General features: G+C 34.5%; 18 protein-coding genes and 1 tRNA gene. 8 read left to right on the top strand and 11 right to left on the bottom strand.

Features of this window, described 5'->3' with window-relative positions; all coding sequences use genetic code 11:
- Window positions 1-304: 304 nt before the first annotated feature.
- The 8 genes from H6X70_RS11095 to H6X70_RS11060 form a co-directional block, all read right to left on the bottom strand.
- Entirely contained in the window at window positions 305-5,557 is a 5,253-nt protein-coding gene (locus H6X70_RS11095) for a T9SS type A sorting domain-containing protein (protein WP_194767757.1), read from the bottom strand.
- Window positions 5,558-5,969: 412 nt separating this feature from the next.
- Entirely contained in the window at window positions 5,970-7,046 is a 1,077-nt protein-coding gene (gene corA / locus H6X70_RS11090) for a magnesium/cobalt transporter CorA (protein WP_194767756.1), read from the bottom strand.
- 31 nt (window positions 7,047-7,077) lie between these two features.
- Window positions 7,078-7,629 carry a mechanosensitive ion channel domain-containing protein gene (locus H6X70_RS11085; RefSeq protein WP_194767755.1) on the bottom strand — a complete coding sequence of 184 codons (552 nt, stop codon included), beginning with the start codon at window positions 7,627-7,629 and terminating at the stop codon, window positions 7,078-7,080.
- A gap of 50 nt (window positions 7,630-7,679) precedes the next feature.
- Entirely contained in the window at window positions 7,680-8,639 is a 960-nt protein-coding gene (locus tag H6X70_RS11080) for a septum formation inhibitor Maf (protein ID WP_194767754.1), read from the bottom strand.
- A gap of 30 nt (window positions 8,640-8,669) precedes the next feature.
- The gene (locus tag H6X70_RS11075; protein ID WP_194767753.1) at window positions 8,670-9,263 is read right to left on the bottom strand and encodes a Maf-like protein; all 594 of its coding nucleotides are present in this window, start codon (window positions 9,261-9,263) and stop codon (window positions 8,670-8,672) included.
- On the bottom strand, window positions 9,260-10,180 hold the full coding sequence (locus tag H6X70_RS11070) for a geranylgeranylglycerol-phosphate geranylgeranyltransferase (RefSeq protein ID WP_194767752.1): 921 nt from the start codon (window positions 10,178-10,180) through the stop codon (window positions 9,260-9,262). Before H6X70_RS11070 ends, H6X70_RS11075 begins: the two co-directional genes overlap by 4 nt.
- Before the next feature lie 172 nt (window positions 10,181-10,352).
- Window positions 10,353-10,883: a KdsC family phosphatase gene (locus H6X70_RS11065; protein WP_194767751.1), complete on the bottom strand. Its 531-nt coding sequence runs from the start codon at window positions 10,881-10,883 to the stop codon at window positions 10,353-10,355.
- Entirely contained in the window at window positions 10,864-11,631 is a 768-nt protein-coding gene (locus H6X70_RS11060) for a Rossmann-like and DUF2520 domain-containing protein (protein ID WP_194767750.1), read from the bottom strand. Before H6X70_RS11060 ends, H6X70_RS11065 begins: the two co-directional genes overlap by 20 nt.
- 57 nt (window positions 11,632-11,688) lie before the next feature.
- Between H6X70_RS11060 and H6X70_RS11055 the strand changes: the two genes are divergently transcribed.
- The 3 genes from H6X70_RS11055 to H6X70_RS11045 all read left to right on the top strand — a co-directional run bounded on the left by H6X70_RS11055 (window position 11,689) and on the right by H6X70_RS11045 (window position 16,181).
- Entirely contained in the window at window positions 11,689-12,084 is a 396-nt protein-coding gene (locus tag H6X70_RS11055) for a group III truncated hemoglobin (RefSeq protein ID WP_194767749.1), read from the top strand.
- Window positions 12,085-12,391: 307 nt separating this feature from the next.
- On the top strand, window positions 12,392-15,676 hold the full coding sequence (gene ccsA, locus H6X70_RS11050) for a cytochrome c biogenesis protein CcsA (RefSeq protein ID WP_194767748.1): 3,285 nt from the start codon (window positions 12,392-12,394) through the stop codon (window positions 15,674-15,676).
- A gap of 76 nt (window positions 15,677-15,752) precedes the next feature.
- Window positions 15,753-16,181, top strand: a complete 429-nt coding sequence (locus tag H6X70_RS11045) for a DM13 domain-containing protein (protein ID WP_194767747.1) — start codon at window positions 15,753-15,755, stop codon at window positions 16,179-16,181.
- Here H6X70_RS11045 and H6X70_RS11040 read toward each other — a convergent pair.
- The gene (locus H6X70_RS11040; RefSeq protein ID WP_194767746.1) at window positions 16,178-16,894 is read right to left on the bottom strand and encodes a DUF3307 domain-containing protein; all 717 of its coding nucleotides are present in this window, start codon (window positions 16,892-16,894) and stop codon (window positions 16,178-16,180) included. The genes H6X70_RS11045 and H6X70_RS11040 overlap by 4 nt on opposite strands.
- Window positions 16,888-17,490 (bottom strand): transcriptional regulator, encoded by a 603-nt coding sequence (locus H6X70_RS11035; protein ID WP_194767745.1) that lies wholly within the window; start codon window positions 17,488-17,490, stop codon window positions 16,888-16,890. Before H6X70_RS11035 ends, H6X70_RS11040 begins: the two co-directional genes overlap by 7 nt.
- Window positions 17,491-17,710: 220 nt before the next feature.
- Between H6X70_RS11035 and mscL the strand changes: the two genes are divergently transcribed.
- Complete coding sequence (mscL, locus tag H6X70_RS11030; RefSeq protein ID WP_194767744.1) at window positions 17,711-18,157, top strand: large conductance mechanosensitive channel protein MscL; 447 nt, start codon at window positions 17,711-17,713, stop codon at window positions 18,155-18,157.
- 23 nt (window positions 18,158-18,180) lie between these two features.
- Window positions 18,181-18,339, top strand: coding sequence for a hypothetical protein (locus H6X70_RS11025; protein WP_194767743.1), 159 nt, complete (start codon window positions 18,181-18,183; stop codon window positions 18,337-18,339).
- A 2-nt stretch (window positions 18,340-18,341) separates the two neighbouring features.
- On the opposite strand, the gene H6X70_RS11020 is transcribed toward H6X70_RS11025, so the two are convergent.
- Window positions 18,342-18,998: an HAD family hydrolase gene (locus H6X70_RS11020; RefSeq protein WP_194767742.1), complete on the bottom strand. Its 657-nt coding sequence runs from the start codon at window positions 18,996-18,998 to the stop codon at window positions 18,342-18,344.
- A 263-nt stretch (window positions 18,999-19,261) separates the two neighbouring features.
- Between H6X70_RS11020 and rlmF the strand changes: the two genes are divergently transcribed.
- The 3 genes from rlmF to H6X70_RS11005 all read left to right on the top strand — a co-directional run bounded on the left by rlmF (window position 19,262) and on the right by H6X70_RS11005 (window position 21,404).
- Window positions 19,262-20,137 (top strand): 23S rRNA (adenine(1618)-N(6))-methyltransferase RlmF, encoded by an 876-nt coding sequence (gene rlmF / locus H6X70_RS11015; RefSeq protein ID WP_194767771.1) that lies wholly within the window; start codon window positions 19,262-19,264, stop codon window positions 20,135-20,137.
- 357 nt (window positions 20,138-20,494) lie between these two features.
- Window positions 20,495-21,214 (top strand): bacillithiol biosynthesis deacetylase BshB1, encoded by a 720-nt coding sequence (gene bshB1, locus H6X70_RS11010; protein WP_194767741.1) that lies wholly within the window; start codon window positions 20,495-20,497, stop codon window positions 21,212-21,214.
- Window positions 21,215-21,328: 114 nt separating this feature from the next.
- Window positions 21,329-21,404 (top strand) — tRNA-His (locus H6X70_RS11005).
- Window positions 21,405-21,437: the final 33 nt, after the last annotated feature.

Raw genomic sequence — 21,437 nt, 5'->3', positions numbered from 1 at the left:
TTTCTTTAACGGTTTGGATTTAGAGGGGGTAAAGTTGCAAAGTTATATAGTTATAAGGTTATAAAGTTAAAGAGTTAAAAAGCTGCAAAGTTTGATAGCTACAGAGTTTCAAAGATACCTCGGCAAACACTGTATAAAGTAGAATTCAAAGGTTAATAATCAATAAAAAATAATAAATAGTCAATGGATTTAGGCTATTTATTGTTTGTTTTTAACTTTAATCATAGTATTCAAAAAAAATCACGGCTAGTAAAATTACCAACCGTGATTATTATATGAATAAAAATTAATTTAAAAAGATTTATTACCTTTTAATGAAACGTTTTAAAGTTTCGGTGCTTCCGTTTGTTACTTTGAGTAAGTAAATTCCAGATTGTAAGGATCTTAAATCAATTTTTTCTGCTCCAGAAGCTTGTGTATTTGAATACACAAATTGGCCTAAAGTGTTATAAATTTCAATTTTAGACGTTTGACTTCCAGATAGTTTTACAGTGATGAAATCTGTCGCTGGATTAGGGAATACCGATACAGCAAAGGCGCTATCTTCATCGGTAACTTTACCAGAAGCTTCTTTAGCTGAACCAGAAATATATTCGAATTCAATCCAATCGATATCGGCACTTTCTCCATCTGCATTGGTTGTTAATACAACGTCATTATTTCCAGCATTTAAATATACGGTTAATGATGCTCTATTAAATGCAGAACCATCTGTTTGAGGAAGCTCTAATGTTTGTGAATTCCCATTAAAACTCATGTTAACCGAAGGATTCATAGAAGCTTTTCTAGTATATCTAAGTGTAACCGTGTAGTTTCCAGCTGTTGGTGCATTAAAGTTCCAAACAATTTGTTTTCCTGCACTGTTAGACAGGTTGATGGTGTTTTGAAAATCGGCATTATCATAAGATTTTATCGCCCCATCATACGCGATTGTTCCAGCATCGGTAACTTCAATACGTGTAGGTTCTGTTGGTTCTACAATAGAACCTTCAACCGTTGCAGATGCATAGTTTGAATTAATAGAACCATTGGCTTTAATCCAATAGAAATATTCGGTATTAGCTTGGGCAGTTGCGTCTACATAACTGGTAGCAGATGCAGCCAGAGTAGCTATACGTACTCTTCCGCTTGGATTTGAATCTAAATCTCTGTACACTTCAATGCTTGTTGGAGCAAAATTGGTGTTCCAATTTAAACTTATAGACGTTTCTCCTGGAGTAGCTGTTAAGCTTATTGAATTACCAGGAGCAGAAATCGTTGCTGAAGCAGCATTAGAATTAAATGCACCATTTGTTTTAATCCAGTAATAGTACGTTGTTCCTACAGAAGCTGTATTGTCGGTGTAACTCGTAATATCAACAGAAGCGATATTTGCTAATTTAGTTCTACCAGCAGGATCGGCATCGGTGTCTCTGTATAGTTCGTAGCTTGTTGCAGTTCCTTCAACTAAAGTCCAGTTAAGGTTAATTTCAGTTTCAGTAGCAACGGCGTTAAGTGAAACTACAGGGTCTGCATCTGGTGCAGAAATCGTTGCAGATGCAGCATTAGAGTTAAATGAACCGTTAGCTTTAATCCAGTAATAGTACGTTGTACCTACAGCAGCTGTGTTGTCGGTGTAATTCGTAATATTAACAGAAGCGATATTCGTTAATTTAGTTCTACCAGCCGGATCGGTATCAGTATCTCTGTATAATTCGTAGCTTGTTGCAGTTCCTTCAACTAAAGTCCAGTTAAGGTTAATTTCAGTTTCAGTAGCAACGGCGTTAAGTGAAACAACAGGATCCTCAGGTTGTTCGATCACTAAACCGTATTCCACAGCACCTAAATCTGGTCGAGATCCGCTGTAATCAATTCCTGAAGTAGTTACACCTGCATCAATTAAATTACTGCTTGATTTTAGGTTTAAGAAACCGTTAGAAATTGGATCGGCATTTGGACCTGGGCTGGTGGATACAAAATCATTCGAGCTAACCGAAAGACTTCCATCTACATTAATAAATGCGTTAGGAGCCGAGTAGTTTCCACGAATACGATCGTTTTGTGAGTTGCCAAAAGAAACGTTGTTTTTCCAAACATGGCTTGCACCATCTCTTGTGTGGATGTTGTAATCGCCATTATTATATGAAGTATTGTTCGAGAACTCTATAGCGCCAATATTTCCGTTATCGGTAAATCCATGTTTTCCGTTATTGTAAGCGATACAACGACGTACAATGTGGTTTACTTTGTGAGCACTAGATCCTAGTTTGAATCCGTTTTTATCACCACCACCAGAAGATCCACCGGTAGTTAACGTACCGTTACTATGGGCGATACAGTCTTCAAAAGTTACTACACCAATTGGTCCTGTATCACTCTTCGTGTATAAATCCCAACCATCGTCAATATTATGGTGCGCCACACATCCACGGAAGGTGTTACCTACACCACAAGTTAATTTAGCGGCAAAACCATCAGCATCTTCATTATCAGAATCACGGTTATCGTATGCTTCACAATTTAAAATTAAGTTGTGTGAAGGCCAATCGCTAATAGAAGTTGCACTTGTATTGTATCTACTTAACTGTAAACCAGTATCGTGGTTTGATCTAAAAATACAACTTTCAATGGTGTTGTAGTTTCCAGAAAGTAGCATACCGTTGTCACCAGCTTCTTCAATAGTAATGTCTTTAAAGTGCCAGTTGTTACCATCTAAAACAATACCACGGTTTGAAGATAACTCCGACTGAGCGGCAAAGCTAAGAACAGGCATACCGTCGTATCCGAATACTTTAATTTTAGAGTTTGAAGATCCGTTTTTAGTGATTACAATGGTAGAAGAGAAGTTATATTTACCTCCTTTTACATAAATAGTACCTCCTGAAGACACGCTAGAAAGCGCAGATTCAAACGTTTTTGGTGAATTTATAGATCCAGAGTTACTTGCAGAACCGTTATTGGCCACGTAAATGGCTGAAGGGTCGATAGGTGGGTTTTCAGGATCAGGATCGTCATCTGAATCCGGAGTAGTCACTTGCGCAGCATTCGATGAATAATCATTACTAACTTTTACCCAGTAGTAGTAAGTTGTTTCGGCAGCAGCCGTATTATCGCTGTAGAATCTAGCATCTGGTGCTAAAGTTGCAATTTTTGTTCTACCAGCAGGATCAGAATCGATATCTCTATAGATTTCAAGAGCGTCAACTGTGATGTTACTAGCTGTCCAACTTAAGTTCACATTGGTGCCAGAAACAGAAGCACTTAAAGATACGATAGGATCTCCTGGAGGCGGATTAACAACATCTCCTGTGCTAAGTATCATGTAGTAAAGATTTGCGGTGTCACCTTTTGTAATGGTGTGCGAACCAGCACTTAGTTGTTGCGTTAACTCGCCGCCTGAAACATTAACATTATTGCCATCAATTTTAATGCTTCCAGACCAACCTTCGTTAAAAACAAGGGTTATAGAACCACTTGAAGCGGCATTAAAAGCAATGCTTGTACTAGACTCAATTTTTAAACACTGTGTTAGAGTTAAACCGGCGTAGTTAACCGTTCCTTTAGAATCGGAAAGGTTTCCAGAAATACTAAATACACTGCTGCTTGTTCCAGAAGTTGTGAAGTTATGCGTTGTACCTCCCGCTGGCGGTGGTGTTATTATTTCGCCATCACCGTCTGGTTTTGCAGATTGAGAATTAGATTCTACGTTACCATTGGCTTGTACCCAATAGTAGTAGGTCGTTCCGTTATTAACAGAATTATCGGTGTAGCTTGTAGCGCTAGATGATAAATCGGTTAATTTCGTTCTTCCGCTTGTGCTAGAGCTTGTGTTTCTGTAAACTGCAAAAGTTGAAGCAGATAAATTCGCTGTAGTCCAATTTAAAGTTACAGAACCATCGCCTGCATTAGCAGTAAGCGAAATACTTGGGTCGGTTGGAATTATTGGAGGCGTACCTTCGCCTTGAATGTATTGTAAAGATGTGTTATAGTTTACTAAAGCTGATTTAAGGGCACTATTTACGGCATAAGACGTATCATCTACAGAATTATTAAAAGTGAAGTTGAAATCACCACCTTCTTGTCTGCCACTATACGTCGTCACGTTAGTTTTAGCGTTTTGAGGCGAATCTGCAGTATAACTATACATTGCAGAAGAATTGTCGAAATTATTGTAAGTGTTAGAACCATAAGATGATTTTACACTACTGCTAATAGTTTGACTTTTACTTGTAACCACATAAGCATCAAAATCTGTTGTCGACCCTGAGTAATTAGAGTCTCCATAGGCAACAAAACGTTTTTGCCCAGTCATGTAATTGTTGTAAGCTTTAATGGTACCACCATCTTCTTTAGAAAAAGTTGGCATATCCGAGTAATCGTTGGAACCTTCACTTTCATCATAAACATCAGACCCTTGCATAGAAGTCAGCATAGGGTATTTACAGTTACGGAAATAGTTTCCTTCTACAAAAACCGATGATCCTTTGGTTGAGCCAACGCCATATTTAGCAATACCATCGTAGTAGTTGTTGTAAACGTGTGCGGAATAAAATCGTACGCGAGGGTGGCGCGAATCGGAATGGTCGTACCAGTTGTGGTGGTAAGTAATGTACAAACCTTCAGTCGTATTTTCGCTTAAACCTAAAAGGTTAGATTTTCCTGCATCCCAAAAGTGATTATAAGAAAAAGTAACATAAGTTGATTTTTTACAATCTAAAGCGCCATCTCCTTTTGCTTGATCGGAGTCTCCACCAGCATCACCATAGAAGAAATCACAGTTGTGTACCCAAACATATTGGTTGTTTTGCTGTAAACCAATATTATCACCCTCACCGCTATCGCAGTTCATGGTACCAATATTTCTTACTTCTATGTTGGTAGCGTTTTTAATACGAATACCCCAACCGTCAGCTGTGGCATCATCTCCTACACCTTCTAAGGTAATGTAGCTTGAGGCATTATTACTGTTTTCAATAACAATATCACCATTTTGCATATACGACATATCGGTTACTTGTCCTATAAGACGAATAATTAAAGGGCGTGTGTCTTTTCCTTTTTTAAAGCCTTCAAGAATGGTTTGTATGCCAACACAAGGGTTAGAACTAGCGCCTGTAACATCTAAGCTAATAGAGTTTTTAGTATTTTCAGTTAGGTATAAGATAACAGCGTTATCTTTTGGTGTTCCATCTGCTTTGTAAGCTCCAGGAACACGACCATTACTAAAAGCAAAACCCGTACGGTCTTGCGCCTTTACTGTTATGGTGTTTGATGTTGTACCAGAACCTTCAGAGCCATTAAATACAGGGACTACTTTTACGGTATACTGTCCTGCTTTTAATCCTAAAACATCTGCACGGTAATAGCTTCCATAACTACGAATTAGTTGTGTGTCAATTTTCCGGTTACTAATGCCTTGTCCGCTATAATATACATTATAGGAGTCGGCTCCAGAGACGGGGATCCATTTTACAGTGGCCGATTCCAGCCAACCTGTAGTTTCGTTAATTGTAACTGTCTGTGCTATAGCAAAACAAGTTGCTAAGAAGAAAGTTAACGAAAAAAGAGTTTTTTTCATGAGTTTAAATTAAATAGTTAATGTTTAGTTGTTTTTACAAATAAATCTGTATCACGTTAATACAAATATTAATGCAATCGATTACACTGGTTGATAGTTGTAATCGATTGCCTAATGTATGTTCTATCTATTTGTTTTCCAAATTAATAGCTTAAAAATGTAGTATAAAGATTAATTTTACGGGAAAACCGTAAGGATTTATCGATGAAATGCAAAATTAGTTAGTGTATTAATAAAAATTACATCAAAAAAAACAGATAATAATAAAGTTTAGGCGGTATTGTTATGGATTTCGAATATTTTGTGGAGTGTGTTTAAAATAGAAGTTTATTTCAAATAAGCATTTAAGCCTGAAAGTACGGCCTTTCTAAAAGAAATATTGTTTAAAATATGAATGTGAATTGTGTTGGTTTTACAGCCACTTTTTACGTTTGAAATAGTGTATCATCACAAATACTATAATTATCATAATTACCCAAACTACAAAATAACCGTATTTGTATTGAATCTCGGGAATGTATTGAAAATTCATCCCATAAATACCAGCAATAAAAGTAAGCGGTATAAAAATAGAAGCCATGATGGTAAGCACTTTCATAACTTCATTCATTTTATTGCTAATGGTAGTCATGTACATGTCCATTAAACTAGAAGCCATTTCTCTGTAAATATCAATACTTTCAGATACTTGTATTAAATGATCGTAGATATCACTGAAAAAAGTGATGGTTTTTTTCTCGATAAGCGGACTATCATTTTTATCGATTTTAACCAAAATTTCGCGAAGCGGAAAAATAGAGCGACGCATTTTAAAAATCTCATGTTTTAAATCGCGAATATTTTTGCTAGTATCATCATTAACGTTTCCTGAAAAGATGGCACTTTCAAAATCTTCAACTTTATCTCCTAAAGCATCAATAACTTCATAATAATGGTCTACAATGGCATCAATTAAAATGTATAACAAATAATCGGAACCCAAAGATCTGGCTCGACCTTTTCCTGCTATAATACGTTGTCTTACCGCATCAAAAACATCACCTTCAGATTCTTGAAAAGTAAGTACGTAGTTTTTCCCTAGTACAAAACTAACTTGCTCTGAAGAAATGTTTTCAGCATCCTCATCTTGAAAATAAAGCATTTTTAATACCACAAAAATGTAATCGCCATAATCATCGAGTTTAGGCCGCTGAGAAATGCTTACAATATCTTCAATAACAAGCGGGTGTAAATTAAAGTGATTTCCTAAAATTTCAATGTCTTTAACGTGGTTTAATCCGTTAAGATTAATCCAGGTTACCGAGTCGGAATGTTTAAAATTAAAACTTTCTTCTACTGAATTTAATTCTTTTACAGTACAATGCGTTTGATTGTAATCGAAGGTTTCAATAAACAGTTTTTCCTTAGAGCGATCGCCCGTATATATAGCACTACCAGGAGCATGTCCTGTCTTTTTTTTGGAATTTTTGGATCTTCTTGCTTTGCCCATAAAAAATATAATAGCTTAAATATAATAAATTTTAAACAGCATCGCCATCATCTTCATGAGTTTCGTCTATGGCGTCTTTTTTAATAAGCGTTACAGCGCGCTGAAGCATTAAATTATTAGGGTAAGTTACCAAGTCGCCATTATCAAGTCGTAAATGCAGTTGAAAGGCACGAATGTCTTCAATAATAGCAGTTATAGGAAAATCTTTATCGTGAATTTCAATTTTGTCGCCCACTTTATAAGGAAAGTTAAAAAACATAATAATGCCTGAAGTGATGTTGCTAAGTATAGACCAAATAGCAAAAAGTGCAATTCCAATTACAGCAAAAACAGAGGAGAAAATAACGGCTAAATCTTTAAAATCTGTCCCAAAAACAAAGGCTTCAATAAGAATGGCGATTAAAATTAAATTAACCGAAGCATAGCGTGATATTAAACGGGTTCTGGCTTCATTAATACCATTTTTTTTCGCAATTTTTGTAATGGCGAAGGTGATTATAAAACGTAATATTAACAATGAAAAAATAACAAACCCAGAAATAATGAGTTGTTTTTGGTAAACTTCAAGGAAATCTACAAGCATAAAATAGTGTATTAATTGAATACCAAAGATACAGTCAAAAACGCAAAATGTTATTTTAAAAGCAGCGTTTTTCTCAAATTTTCATTTTCGTTATGGTTCTGTTTCCAGTATGCCGATTTTATGGTTTTTAATCGTGTGGCTTTGGTGGTTAATAATTTTGAATTTGCTCCAAAACCACTTTTAAAAGTTTCTTCCCAGCTTAAAATTTCAAAAGGAAAATCGGGATTAAACGTGATGCTTAATGTTCTATTTAATTCAGGATAATGTAAGGTGTAATTGTTGTCTTGTAAAAATGCAGAAGCTTGGTAGGCTTTTATAGGAATATGTTTTAATCGTGTGTATTCAAATGCAGGAATTATTTTTATATCGCCCGTTGGAAGTGATTTTGGGTTAATTCGTAATTGTGTCCATAATTCATTTTCTAAAATAGCCTTATCAATTTTGAAATGGTTATCGGCTTCATTTTGAAAATAGGAGTGCGACATCACTTCAAATTGATTTCGGTTATTAAGCTGCGCATACACATGGCCGCACCATTCTTGAATAGAACTTGAAATTTTTAAAGCATGTTGTTTGTTAGAAACAGGGTAGAAGGTACTCTGCATAATGGAATACGGATAAATACCTGTGTTAAAGTTTTTAGTCGCGTTTAATTTAAGAACAGGCACATTTTCTGGATTATGTTGGTCTGCTTTAACTTGAATGTTGGGTAGAAATTCTTCAGTAACAAAAACTAAAACAGCGTGGCCTTCACGAAGTTCACCATAACGGGCTTGTTCTAATTTATACGATGAAATTTCGGCTTCGCCAGCGTACCAATAGGTTTTAAATTCGGAAGATAAGGCGGCTTTTACCTCTTTTGAATTTACTGATTTGTCTTCAGTTATTTTTTCAATTTTCTTTTCTGAAGAAAAAGCTTCAACAGCCTTTGAATCACGACAAGATAGTATTAATATGAAAGCTATGATGCTTAAAAAATACCATATTTTTTCATTTGAAAGATTTTTCATAATCGTAGATTTATTTCTAAAGTTACGAAGTTATTTTTCTTCCGCAATAGCGTTTAAAGTTTTGTAAACTAAATGGGTAGGTAACCCCATAACATTAAAATAAGAACCTTCAATTTTTGTAACGCCTATTTGTCCGATCCAATCTTGGATGCCGTAAGCCCCTGCTTTATCAAATGGTTTGTCGTTTTTTATGTAATGGTTTATTTCATCATCAGTTAGTGTTTTAAAGGTAACTTTGGTGATGTTATACAGGGTTTTTTCAAAAGTTTGGGTTGTAAAACACACCGATGTAATCACTTCATGCGTTGTATTGCTTAACGATTTTAAGATGTTAAACGCCTCTTTTTCATCGGTTGGTTTGCCTAATGCTTGATTGTTGTGCCAAACAATGGTGTCGCTAGTTATAAGAATATCTTGGGCTTGTAATTCACCTTTAAAAGGCAATGCTTTTAGTTGAGCGAGGTAATTACTAATTTCAAAATGGGTTAATCGTGGCGGATATTCTTCTTTTACGGGTTTTAATCGAATTTCGAAATCGAGTCCTAAGTTTTTAAAAAACTCTTGTCTTCTTGGCGACCCTGACGCTAATATAATGTGGTAGTTTTTTAAGGCTTTGTTAATCATGAGTTAAAAATTACAAACTTGTATAAAAGTAAGGAAAGCATTCCGAAAAGCATGACCAACTTGTACATATTACTAATATGGTGGTAGTCTTTTTTGGTAGACGCGTAGCAGCATTTAATGAAAATATAAATGAGTGGAGCGATTACAAAAAGTAAAAAGTAAATCACGGCCATTTGCTGTTTGTACAAATTTGTTGAGACGTAGTAAACAAGTGCGCCTAGCGGAATAATATTTAAGGTAATTAAAACGGTTTTTGCGCGATTTCTGCCAATAGCGATGGGTAATGTGTTCATGCCCGATTTGTAATCCCCATCAATATCTTCAATGTCTTTTGCGATTTCTCGAAGTAAATTGATAATAAAAGCAAACAAAGCATAATCTAAAATCACTTTAAAAAAGAGCATTTGTGTGGTTCGATTTTGTGGATTAATTACAGGTAATAAATCGAAAATCCCAACTATAATAATGCTTAATGCTACAAGTGCCGAAATAATAATATTACCAACTAAAAGTGTTTGTTTTAAAGTAGTTGCATACACATAAAGCAATGCTGAAATTAAAACAAATATGGTGAAAAATGGTGCTTTACCTACCCAATGCGAGACATAAAAGCCAAGGGCAACACCAATAAGATTAAAAGCAATAAAAAGGTTGTATGCTGTTTTTTCTGAAATTGATTTTCCAACAATAACTTTATTGGGTTTGTTTATTTCGTCGGTTTCAACGTCCTGTATATCGTTTATAATATTTCCTGCAGCAGCGATAAAAATGGTTGAAAGAATAAGCAATGTAATGCCAAAACCATTTAAAGCCGTTGCCACCCCAAAAGGCTCTAAAAGTGCATACTTAACCAGTAATTGCACAAGGCCAATCATGATGAGGTTTTTCCAACGGATGAGGGTTAGAAGGTTATGCATTTTTTTAGTTTGGAGTTAGGGGGTTAAGGGGTTATGTAGTTAAGGAGTTAGAAAGTTAGGAAGTTATGAAGTGATGCGGTTAAAAGTTGTTATGGAGTTAAAAAGTTAGTTTGTTAATAACCAATAACCAATAACCAATAACCAACAACCATCAACCAACAACCAAATTCAATCAATCATACTTAGCTGAAAAATTGCCACTCCATTTTCCTTGAACTTTTAAAACTTGTTCGATAACATCGCGAACGGCACCTTTGCCTCCTTTTTTATGTGAAATGTATTTTGAAATGTTTTTAATTTCAGGAACAGCATCTTGCGGACAACAAGGCAAACCAATGCCTTTCATAACGGGGTAGTCAGGGATGTCGTCGCCCATGTATAACACGTTTTCTGAAACGATATCTTTTTTGGTGAAATAATCGTCAAGCTGCTCTATTTTGTTGTGAGCCCCTAAATATATATCGGTAATGCCTAAACCTTCTAAGCGAATGCGAACACCTTCATTAGAACCTCCCGAAATAATACACACGTTAAACCCTCGGTCTACAGCTGTTTTTAATGCATAACCATCTTTAATATTCATGGTTCTTAACATTTCGCCCGTAGTTGTTACAGTTACAGATCCATCGGTTAAAACACCATCAACATCAAAAATAAAAGTTGTAATGTGTTCTAAATATTCTTTATAGCTTTTTTCTTCCATGGGTTTGTTTTATAGAATCTGTTAGTAAATTATAAATGTCTTTATGCTCTTGCTTTTTTAAAAGCTTCACATGTTTTTTTATAGTTTTTTTATCGTTGCGTTTAGCAGGCCCTGTTTGCGCCATATACGGCGACATATCTTGAACTTTTTTGGCAGTTTCTAGAATTAGTGGTTTTAGCAAATCGAATTCGGCGCCTTCACTTTCTGTAATTTCATGACCAATACGATAAAGCTGATTGGTAAAATTATTTACAAAAACTGCCGCAGCGTGTAACACACGACGTTGGTCGCTATTAACACGTTTTGTTGGGCTTCCTAAGCTTCGTGCCAATTGCTTTAAAAGCGGATAACTTTTTTTGTCGATAGTTTCAATACAAATAGGAACGTTTGCAAAATCTATTTCAGCATTCTTACTGAAAGTCTGCAAGGGATATAGCACGCCACGTTTATGTTTTTTGTCTAATTCGTAAACACCAACACCTCCGGAAGTGTGTACAACCAATCGGTTTTCAAAAGGTAATTTAGATGAAAGTTCGCCAATTACATCATCGCTAACGGCTAAAATGTAAACATCGGCTTCTTTTAAAGCATTTAAATCGTTGGTTATTTCAACCAAGTTTTTAAATGGTTTTATGGTGTCTAAATTTCTGTTATACCATTGTATTACAGAAACTTCATCGGTTTTATTAAACGCTTTAAACAAGTGTGTGGCAACGTTGCCTGCGCCAAGAATTACTACTGAAATCATACCGCTAAAATAGACAATATTAGCCTATTTAAAAACCAATTGTGCTATCTTTGTTAGATGCAGAAAAAAGATATTAAAACCAGAGAAGATGTGCATTTACTCGTGTCTTCTTTCTATGATAAAATTCGAAGTGATGAAGAGTTAGGACCGTTTTTTAACAACCTGATTAAAGATTGGCCTGCACATATTGAAAATTTAACCAACTTTTGGGAAGCGAGTTTGTTCCTAAAAACAAAATATCTAGGAAATCCTTTAGAGGCGCACATTAAAGTTGATCAGGACAATAATCATTGTATTAATGAACGCCATTTCGGACTCTGGATTAATTTGTGGTTTGAAACTATCGACGAGCTCTTCGAAGGCGATTATGCCCAAAATGCCAAGCACCGCGCTCGTAAAATGGGCACTTTTTTGTATATGAAAATATTTGAAGCTAGAGGAGGTAGGGTTTAGTCTCAGTTTACAGTCACAGTTTATAGTGAGATGATTTTTCTCTGCGAGTCTCAGTGTAGTATCATATTTACACAAAGTTGCACAGAGTAACCACAGAGTTTCACGGAGAATAAATCACAAAATCAAGCCTTTGTAAATCTCAGTAAAATAATACATTCCTCAAAATTTCACAAGAAAGACACGACGAATATAAAGGTATTAATTCCATCTACTTCTTACGGAATTAGTCTCTTTTTTTGAATACTTTAACACTTCAAAACAAACTTAAATTCTTAAATTTGCGCGACCTCAAAAATAGGTTACTATTATGCAAAAAAGACTCGCTAACATTTTCTTTTCAACTAAACTTACAGCCGTTTTATTCATAGTATTTGCAGCAGCTATGGCAGTAGGAACTTTTTTAGACGCCGGCCAAGACACATCACCAACGCCATATACACGAAATTTAATTTACAACGCATGGTGGTTTGAAGCCATTATGGTGTTTTTCGTAATTAATTTTGTTGGAAATGTTTTTAGATACAGGCTCTATAAAAAGGAAAAATGGGCGACTTTCATCTTGCATTTATCTTTTATTTTTATTCTAATTGGGGCGTTTATTACACGTTATGCTAGTTTTGAAGGTATGATGGCCATTCGTGAAGGCGCCACCGAAAACACCTTTCTTTCTCAAAAAACATATATTACAACTTACATCGATGGCGATTATAAAATTGATGGCGTGCCACAGCGTTTGCCAATTGAACGTGAAGTTGATTTTTCAGGACGTTTAAATAATCATTTTGAAATAGATACAAAATACCATAATCAACCTGTAAATATCGAATTAGAAAAGTTTATTGTTGGAGCTGAAGAAGATATCGTTCCGAATGAAAATGGCGAAGAATATTTAAAGTTAGTAGAAGCAGGAAGTAATGGACCACACAATCATTTTCTTAAAGTAGGTGAAGTACAAAGCGTTCACGGAATTCTTATTGCTTTAAATAAACCTACAGAAGGCGCCATAAATATTACCTATAAAAATGGCGATTTATCTATAAATTCTCCTTTTGAAGGCGAGTACATGACCATGGCAACCATGGCACAAGGTAAGTTGGTAAAAGATAGTTTACAACCTTTGGTTTTAAGATCAAGATATGTGATTGGAAACATGCAGATGGTATTTCCAAAGCCAGTTGTAAAAGGAGAGTTTGATGTAGTTAAAGCTTCAGAAATCCTTAAAAATAGCAGTACCGATGGAGTTAAACTTAGAGTTACCACTAACGGTGAATCTAAAAGTATTAGCATCCTTGGAAATAAGGGAAGTGGAGGTATGTTTAAACAGATAAGTGTTGGCGGATTAGATTTCGCGTTTAAATACGGTTCGAAAGTTCTAGAATTGCCTTTTTCAATAAAATTAAACGATTTTGAAGCCGAGCGCTACCCAGGAACAGAACGTGGTTTTTCGGCATATTCTAGTGAAGTTACGGTTATAGATAAAAACCAAGAAGACTTCGACTATAAAATTTACATGAATAATATTCTAGATCATGGCGGGTACCGCTTTTTTCAATCGAGTTTCGATCCTGATGAAAAAGGGACGGTACTTTCTGTAAACCATGATTATTGGGGGACTATGCTTACTTATATTGGCTATTTTATGTTGTATTTTGGATTAATGGCTATTTTGTTTAGTAAACATTCTCGATTTGGAGATTTGAAAAAGCAGTTGGAAAAAGTTAAAGCTAAAAAAGCTAAAATACTCACAGTTTTAGTGCTGTGTTTAAGTTTGACAGGTTTTGCACAAGATCATGAACATTCGGCTAATGATGGTCATAACCACTCTAAACCAACCAAAGCACAAATAGATTCTATTCTACATAGCAATATTACACCGAAAGCACACGCCGATAAATTTGGGAATTTAGTGATTCAAGATTTAAGCGGGCGAATGATGCCTGTAGATACTTATGCATCAGAAATGCTTCGTAAATTAAGTAAAAGTGATACTTATGGCGATTTTGATGCCAATCAAGTATTCCTGTCCATTCAAGAAAGTCCGATGCTTTGGTATAATGTACCAATCATTTATTTAAAGCCTAAAAAAGGTGATTCGATAAGACATCTTCTTCATATTCCAAAAGAAGAAAAGTATGTGGCTTTAGCCGATTTCTTTACAGAACGTGGCGAATATATTTTAGGCCCATTTTTAGATGAAGCTTACAAAGCACAAGTGCCTACTGGTTTTCAAAAGGAATTTAAAGAAACCGACCAACGTGTTAGTTTACTGTATAATGCTATTGAAGGGATGTCGTTAAAAATATTCCCAATTCCAGAAGATCCAAATAATAAGTGGATTTCTACTTACGATTATGCGCAGCATATGTCGGTTATAAAAGATTCGCTTTACAGTAATTTTGTTAAAAATGGTTTCAGAACCTATTTGTTTACCTTAAATGAAGCCAAAAAAACAGGCGATTTTAGTGAATCTGAAAAACTCTTAACAGCTTTTGAAAAAACACAACATCGTTACGGAGGCAAAGTCATGCTTAGTGATAAAAAGATAAATGCCGAAATACTGTATAATAAATACGATATTTTTAAGAAGTTGTTTAGTTGGTATTTATATGCAGGAACACTAATGTTTATCTTACTAATTGTTCAAATTTTTAATGATAAACGAAAATTTGTAAATGGCGCTATAAATTTTTTTAAATTCATAATAATAGGACTGTTTGTATTACATACAGCAGGATTAATAGCAAGATGGTACATTTCTGGTCACGCACCTTGGAGTGATGCTTACGAGTCTATGATTTATGTGGCATGGTCAACCATGTTATTTGGTTTAATCACAGGAATAAGTAAAGCGGGCAAAAAAGCGTCTGCTGTAAAACCTTCAGGGGTTTTAGCGACTATATCAGCTTCAATAGGTGATGTTCTTAAAAGAAAATCGTCTAACCTAACTATTGCAGCAGGAGCGTTTGTAACCGCTATGATTTTAATGATTGCACATTGGAACTGGATGGATCCTGCTATTGCTAATTTACAACCTGTTTTAAACAGTTATTGGCTTATGATTCATGTGGCGGTTATTGTAGCAAGTTACGGACCATTTACTTTGGGTATGATTTTAGGGATTGTGTCGCTATTCTTAATGATTTTTACCAATAAGGCCAATAAAGTGAAAATGGATTTAAATATTAAAGAGTTAACTATTATCACTGAAATGGCTTTAACCGTTGGATTGGTTATGCTTACCATAGGAAACTTTCTTGGTGGTATGTGGGCTAATGAAAGTTGGGGACGCTATTGGGGCTGGGATCCTAAAGAAACCTGGGCACTTATTAGTATTATGATTTATGCTTTTGTAATTCACATGCGTTTGGTGCCAGGACTACGCGGACGATGGATTTTTAACTTATTATCAATCGTTGCATTTTCTAGTATTTTAATGACGTATTTCGGAGTGAATTTCTACTTAGCTGGATTGCATAGTTATGCCAGTGGCGATCAAATTGTGAGCGTGAAATTTATAGCTATTGCCTGCGGACTTATTGCCATTTTAGGATTTTTCTCTTATCGTGGTTATTCAAAGTATTATAAAAAGTAATTTTTTATTGATGAATTGTGTAAAGTTTTTCAGTAGCTTTCGACTTATGAAGGATACTAACTTAACACAACATATTATGAAATCGTATTTTTTAATTCTTTTTAGTGCTATTTGTTTAACTGCATGTTCTTCAAGTGATGATGCATCAATTAATGAAGAAGACATGACCATGGAGGAAAACATGGATATGGAAGATGAAGCAACGTATAGCGGGAATTTTATTTCTGTAGCACACCCAACCTCGGGCGTAGCTTCTGTAAATAAAGAAAAAACGGTTTTAAAGCTTTCTAATTTTAAGTCTGATGAAGGTCCTTCATTAGAACTCTATTTAGCAACCGATGCCAACGCTAGCGAGTATATTTCCTTAGGAGCTTTAAAAGGTTTAGACGGAGAATACGAATATGATATCCCAGATAATGTAGATTTTTCAGAATATAATTATGTCATTGTTTGGTGTGTGCCTTTTGGTGTTAATTTCGGTAACGCTATTCTAGAAATGAACTAAACCAGCTTTAATACATAATTGAAGCCCAAAGCGAAAATTATCGCTAATCCGAAGCTTAACAAAGTGCCTATTAATATGTATTCTGTAAGTTTTCGGTCTTTTGCTTTCGATAAATCTCCAAATCTAAATACCGATTTTGCCGCAATTAAAAAGCCTACACCTTCCCAATGGTTGGTAACAATAAAGGCGAAAACAAACAAGCGTTCTAGAATGCCAATATAAGCGCCAGCATTTTCTAATGAAGAGGCTTCGGTAAATTCGGATAAATCCCATTTGGATATGATGGTTTTCATAATCACTGATGAAACCTTGGTTAAACAAATTAAACTGGTTATAAATAATAAGTTTTTAGCATTAAAAAGCACATTGAAACTAAATGCAAAAGGTTCGTAGATTTTTACAACCAATGCAATGATGATGAGGTGTGCTAATTGATCTAAAGCAAATAAATAACGGTTATTCACAGACGATTTAAGATGCAGTTTTATAAGATCAATAATATAATGCGAAATAGATATAATTAGTATACCTGCCCAATATTTAAAGTTGAATTGAAGTACGAGAATAAGCGCACAGAATTGCACTAATATATGCCAATATAGAAATTTCGATTTGTGTTTGTAGGTTTCTTTATGTGTTACCCAGCTATTTGGTTGTAATAGAAAATCTCCAATAAGATGAGCTAAAATTAATTTAAGTGCCAGAATTAGCATATGGTTTGTATTTGGGTTTTGTAATAATTTAGAAGTTTAAAAAGTTCGTCGAAACCAGCGCGTTTTAAGCCTTGACTAATGTTTCCTTGCGTTTTTCCTAAAGTTTTGGCTAGTTCACTCTGATTAAAATCAGGATGTTCTAAGGTTGTTTTTATTAATAAAGCCGATGTGCTCGACCAATAATTTATGGTGAGTTGCGCCAATTCTAACATGATGTTTATTGGGGTGTCAAACGTTTCAAAAGATGATTTTACTGCTAAAGTTGTTTTTTTTAACTCTTCAAAACAAACGCCCGAATTAATAAAAGCTTCTCCGTTAGATTCTGTTATTTTATCTGAAACAAACGATTTTTCGCCAATGCCAATAGCCAGCCTCACATCAATATTTTTAAATTGTTTTATGGTAGCTTTTATCAATATACAAGCCTCTAAAGCCTGTTCTGGGGCAACTTCCAATTGAAAACTATCCCCTCTAAATATTTCCCATGTCGCAGGGCTGTTTCCAAAGTGATTTAGTACCAATTTTAGTGGCTCTAACCAATTTTTTGGAGAGCTTTCTTTTGAGTTTATAATATCGCCTGTTATTATGCTTGTCATATATATGTGCACTAATCTATCTATCAAATGTATTGTTTTTTATTCAGAATAACAAAATTATAATCTTTTAAGCTAATAAATTAAAATATTAGTTTTTAAGCTAATAATGTTAAATATGTGCTTAAAAGCAGATAATAACGGTTCGTTCAAATTACTTTGTACAATGTTTAAGTAAACCAATATCTTTGCAGTTTTAAAGCTGTTTTATAAATTGAATAATATGAAGTTACTTAAAGAATTTAAGGAATTTGCGGTAAAAGGAAACATGATGGATATGGCCGTGGGCATTATAATTGGCGCATCATTTAATAAAGTTATCGATGTTTTAGTGAAAAAAGTATTTTTACCACCGCTTTCTCTATTAACGGAAGGCGTTAATTTTCAGCATAAAAAAATCATTCTTAAAGATGCTGTTTTAGATGCTTCAGATGCAATTTTAAAAGAAGAAGTGGCTATTGGTTACGGTGCATTAGGCGAAGCAATGATCGATTTTCTAATTGTTGGTTTTACGGTTTTTATTGTCGTTAAATTTATGAATAAGCTAAGAAATAAAGCACAGGATACCAAAGATAAAACAGTGGCAACCCCAAAGGATATTGAGTTGTTATCTAAACTCACATCGCTTATGGAAGAGCAAAACAGTTTATTAAAAACTAAAAAACAATAAGTTTCACAAATTAACGAAGTATTATGGCAAAAACAGGTCGCGAGAAAAACACAAAAAATAAAGCGAAGCATTCTAAGTTAATGGATAGAAAGCAAAATAAAAAGAAGGCAGAAGAGGCTGCTAGAAAGGCACGATTAAAAGCCATTATCCAAAAAGTGAACGCGCAAAAAGAAACCGAATAAGTTTAAAAATAGGAAAGCATTTTTTTATAGGTAATCTCTTTAAAATCTGAAACCACCAAATCTGCTTGGCTATAATCTTGGTTTTTAGAATGAAAACTATCAAAGCCAACACAGAAAATGTCGGCGCTTTTTGCCGCTTTAATGCCGTTGGTAGAATCTTCAATAACAAAACACTCTTCCTTTTTAAACCCTGTAGCTTCAGCAGCTTTAATAAAAATTTCAGGATGAGGTTTCGATTCTTTTAAATCGCCACCACTTAATTTTGCAGTAAAATATTGGTTTAAATCAAATCTATCGAAAATTTGATTGATGCTGGTCATAGATGCCGAAGACCCTAGAACAAGTGTTAATCCGTTACTGTGATAATCTTTTATTAAATCTAAAACGCCGTCAATTAAGCCTAAGGTAGAATTGTAATCAAAAAATTGTTTAAAGTGCTTGCGTTTCAATTGCACCAAAGTTTCTGGTGGGTGACTTAACTCAAAATGGTCGCAAAGTTTTTTACAAATATTTATGGTAGATTGCCCAGTAAACGATTCGTAAAGGTCTGAAGACACGCTAATACCAACTTCATCAAACATATTATGATAGGCTTGATTATGCATAGGTTCGCTATCTATAATCACCCCGTCCATATCAAAAATAACTGCTTTTAACATATTTAAATTTTTTACGAATATAGTAAGATTTTGCAGCTTACTAAGTGCAGAATTTGATAATTAAAATTGAAACAATTTATGCTTAGTTTGCTTCTAATTGAGTTTTATTATAGTGATAAAACATGTTTTTAAAGAAGGAATTTCAGTATTTTGAAATTAAAAATCACAAAAAACAGAAATAGAACAACTTAGATGCAAAATTATTTTGACCTTTGTAGTTTAGAGCTACAAGATTACAAGTTCATCATTTAAACTGAAAAGCCATCAAAACACATTCAAATTTTCATCCGAAGAATAAACATAAATCAGGTTACGATTTAGAATCTTTAAAGTCGGTTTTCCCTGAATTGGAACCTTATGTTTTTGAAAACAAATACAATAAACAAACGGTAGATTTCGCAAACCCAAAAGCGGTTAAAGCTTTAAACAAAGCATTGTTACAAAAGTATTATAACATAAAATACTGGGATTTCCCCGAACGAAATTTATGTCCGCCTATTCCAGGTCGTGTAGATTATATTCATCATGTTGCCCAGCTCTTGGAAGCTTCAAACATAAAAAAAGACATTAAGGTTTTAGATATTGGTACAGGCGCCAGTTGCATTTACCCATTATTGGGGCATGCTGAATATAACTGGCATTTTGTAGGTACCGATATTGATAAAAAATCGCTATCAAACGCGCAACACATCATCAATAAAAACAAATTAAACGACTTTATTTCATTAAGACAGCAAACGGATGCGGCTTTGATATTTAAAGGAATTTTAAATGAAGAGGATCAATTTTCGGTAGCTATTTGTAATCCTCCATTTTTTAAATCGGAAGCAGACGCTTTAGAAGCCACTGCGAGAAAATTGAAAGGATTAAAAGCGGAAGGCGACCAAGTGGTTCGAAACTTTGCAGGCACCCAAAATGAATTATGGTACAAAGGCGGGGAGAAGGCTTTTATTCATAATTACCTTTATGAAAGTTCGCTGTATAAAACGCAGTGTAAGTGGTTTACAACTTTGGTTTCTAAAAAAGATTTGGTAAAAGGCATGCAAGTGTCTTTAAAAAAACTTGGCGTTAAGGAAGTGAAAATCATACCAATGGGACAGGGCAATAAATTGTCTCGCATTGTGGCATGGAGGTTTTAATGATTTTATAAAACAAGATTAGAGTCTATAATTAAATTGAAATTCAACATTATTATTTTAAGATTGTTTTTTATGGCCTATCGAAAATTTATCGTAAAATTTGAAGTGAAAACACCGTGAAATTTCAGGCTGTTTGAGCTAAACCGATTTTTATAATTTTCTAGAAATTTTCAAAGCGAGTTCCTGAAATTTAGGTGTCGAATGAAAAATTTAGATAAATATTCGTCAGCCTAGATTTTTTTGGTTCGTTTTTTTATCAATGAAAAAAATGAACAGCAATATTATTGAGGACAAACATGAATTGAAGCCATGAAAATTTCTTAATTTGTAAATCTTTCTGAAAATAAAATTAAATAGATGAAATTAGATATTCTAGCCATTGGCGCGCATCCAGACGATGTAGAATTAGGTTGTGGTGCCACCATAGCTAAAGAAGTTGCAAATGGTAAAAAAGTTGGGATTTTAGATTTAACTCGTGGTGAATTAGGCACACGAGGTACTGCGGAAACAAGAAAAACAGAAGCGGCAGATGCTGCTGAAATTTTAGGAGTTTCGGTTAGAGAAAATTTAGGATTTGCTGATGCTTTTTTTGTTAATGATAAATCACATCAATTAGAAATCATTAAAATACTTCGAAAATACCAACCAGAAATCGTGTTGTGCAACGCGATTGACGATAGGCATATCGACCATGGAAAAGGAAGTAAATTAGTTAGCGATGCTTGTTTTTTAAGTGGTTTAATTAAAATTGAAACTGCTTTAGAAGATGGTGTTTTACAAAACCAATGGCGCCCTAAACATGTTTATCATTACATACAATGGAAAAATTTAGAACCAGATTTTGTTGTGGATGTTTCTGGCTTTATAGAAAAAAAAATGGACGCTGTTTTAGCGTATAAAACCCAGTTTTATGATGCCACAAGCAAAGCACCCGAAACACCAATATCTAGCAAAAATTTTACAGATAGTATAATTTATCGTGCTCGCGATTTAGGACGCTTAATAGGTGTAGAGCATGCCGAAGGTTTTAATGTGGAACGCTATGCCGCTGTTAGTAGTTTGTTCGATTTAAAGTAGTTAGCTTTTTGGTTGAAAATATTTTTAATTTTTGTGTAAAATTTTGAAAAAAGTCTTTGTAGATAACACTTAAAACGTTTACATTTGCACACGCATTACAAAATGCAGTTACACGGTGGTTGTAGCTCAGTTGGTTAGAGCATTGGTTTGTGGTACCAAGGGTCGCCGGTTCGAATCCGGTCTTCCACCCAAAAGTAAAAGCCTTTCAAGAAATTGAAAGGCT

Origin of the sequence: Tamlana sp. I1, from assembly GCF_015355625.1 — a bacterium.
Taxonomy (GTDB): Bacteria; Bacteroidota; Bacteroidia; order Flavobacteriales; family Flavobacteriaceae; genus Pseudotamlana.
This window is presented reverse-complemented; position numbering and strand designations above follow the sequence as displayed.

Excerpts from the sequence above, each read along its gene's own strand:
- H6X70_RS11025 (WP_194767743.1), top strand. The coding sequence starts at position 18,181 with ATGGCAAAAACAGGTCGCGAGAAAAACACAAAAAATAAAGCGAAGCAT.
- mscL (WP_194767744.1), top strand. The coding sequence starts at position 17,711 with ATGAAGTTACTTAAAGAATTTAAGGAATTTGCGGTAAAAGGAAACATG.
- corA (WP_194767756.1), bottom strand. The coding sequence starts at position 7,046 with ATGGGCAAAGCAAGAAGATCCAAAAATTCCAAAAAAAAGACAGGACAT.
- H6X70_RS11060 (WP_194767750.1), bottom strand. The coding sequence starts at position 11,631 with ATGATTTCAGTAGTAATTCTTGGCGCAGGCAACGTTGCCACACACTTG.
- H6X70_RS11075 (WP_194767753.1), bottom strand. The coding sequence starts at position 9,263 with ATGATTAACAAAGCCTTAAAAAACTACCACATTATATTAGCGTCAGGG.
- H6X70_RS11055 (WP_194767749.1), top strand. The coding sequence starts at position 11,689 with ATGCAGAAAAAAGATATTAAAACCAGAGAAGATGTGCATTTACTCGTG.
- H6X70_RS11040 (WP_194767746.1), bottom strand. The coding sequence starts at position 16,894 with ATGCTAATTCTGGCACTTAAATTAATTTTAGCTCATCTTATTGGAGAT.
- H6X70_RS11035 (WP_194767745.1), bottom strand. The coding sequence starts at position 17,490 with ATGACAAGCATAATAACAGGCGATATTATAAACTCAAAAGAAAGCTCT.
- H6X70_RS11095 (WP_194767757.1), bottom strand. The coding sequence starts at position 5,557 with ATGAAAAAAACTCTTTTTTCGTTAACTTTCTTCTTAGCAACTTGTTTT.
- ccsA (WP_194767748.1), top strand. The coding sequence starts at position 12,392 with ATGCAAAAAAGACTCGCTAACATTTTCTTTTCAACTAAACTTACAGCC.
- H6X70_RS11070 (WP_194767752.1), bottom strand. The coding sequence starts at position 10,180 with ATGCATAACCTTCTAACCCTCATCCGTTGGAAAAACCTCATCATGATT.
- bshB1 (WP_194767741.1), top strand. The coding sequence starts at position 20,495 with ATGAAATTAGATATTCTAGCCATTGGCGCGCATCCAGACGATGTAGAA.
- H6X70_RS11020 (WP_194767742.1), bottom strand. The coding sequence starts at position 18,998 with ATGTTAAAAGCAGTTATTTTTGATATGGACGGGGTGATTATAGATAGC.
- H6X70_RS11085 (WP_194767755.1), bottom strand. The coding sequence starts at position 7,629 with ATGCTTGTAGATTTCCTTGAAGTTTACCAAAAACAACTCATTATTTCT.
- H6X70_RS11065 (WP_194767751.1), bottom strand. The coding sequence starts at position 10,883 with ATGGAAGAAAAAAGCTATAAAGAATATTTAGAACACATTACAACTTTT.
- H6X70_RS11045 (WP_194767747.1), top strand. The coding sequence starts at position 15,753 with ATGAAATCGTATTTTTTAATTCTTTTTAGTGCTATTTGTTTAACTGCA.
- H6X70_RS11080 (WP_194767754.1), bottom strand. The coding sequence starts at position 8,639 with ATGAAAAATCTTTCAAATGAAAAAATATGGTATTTTTTAAGCATCATA.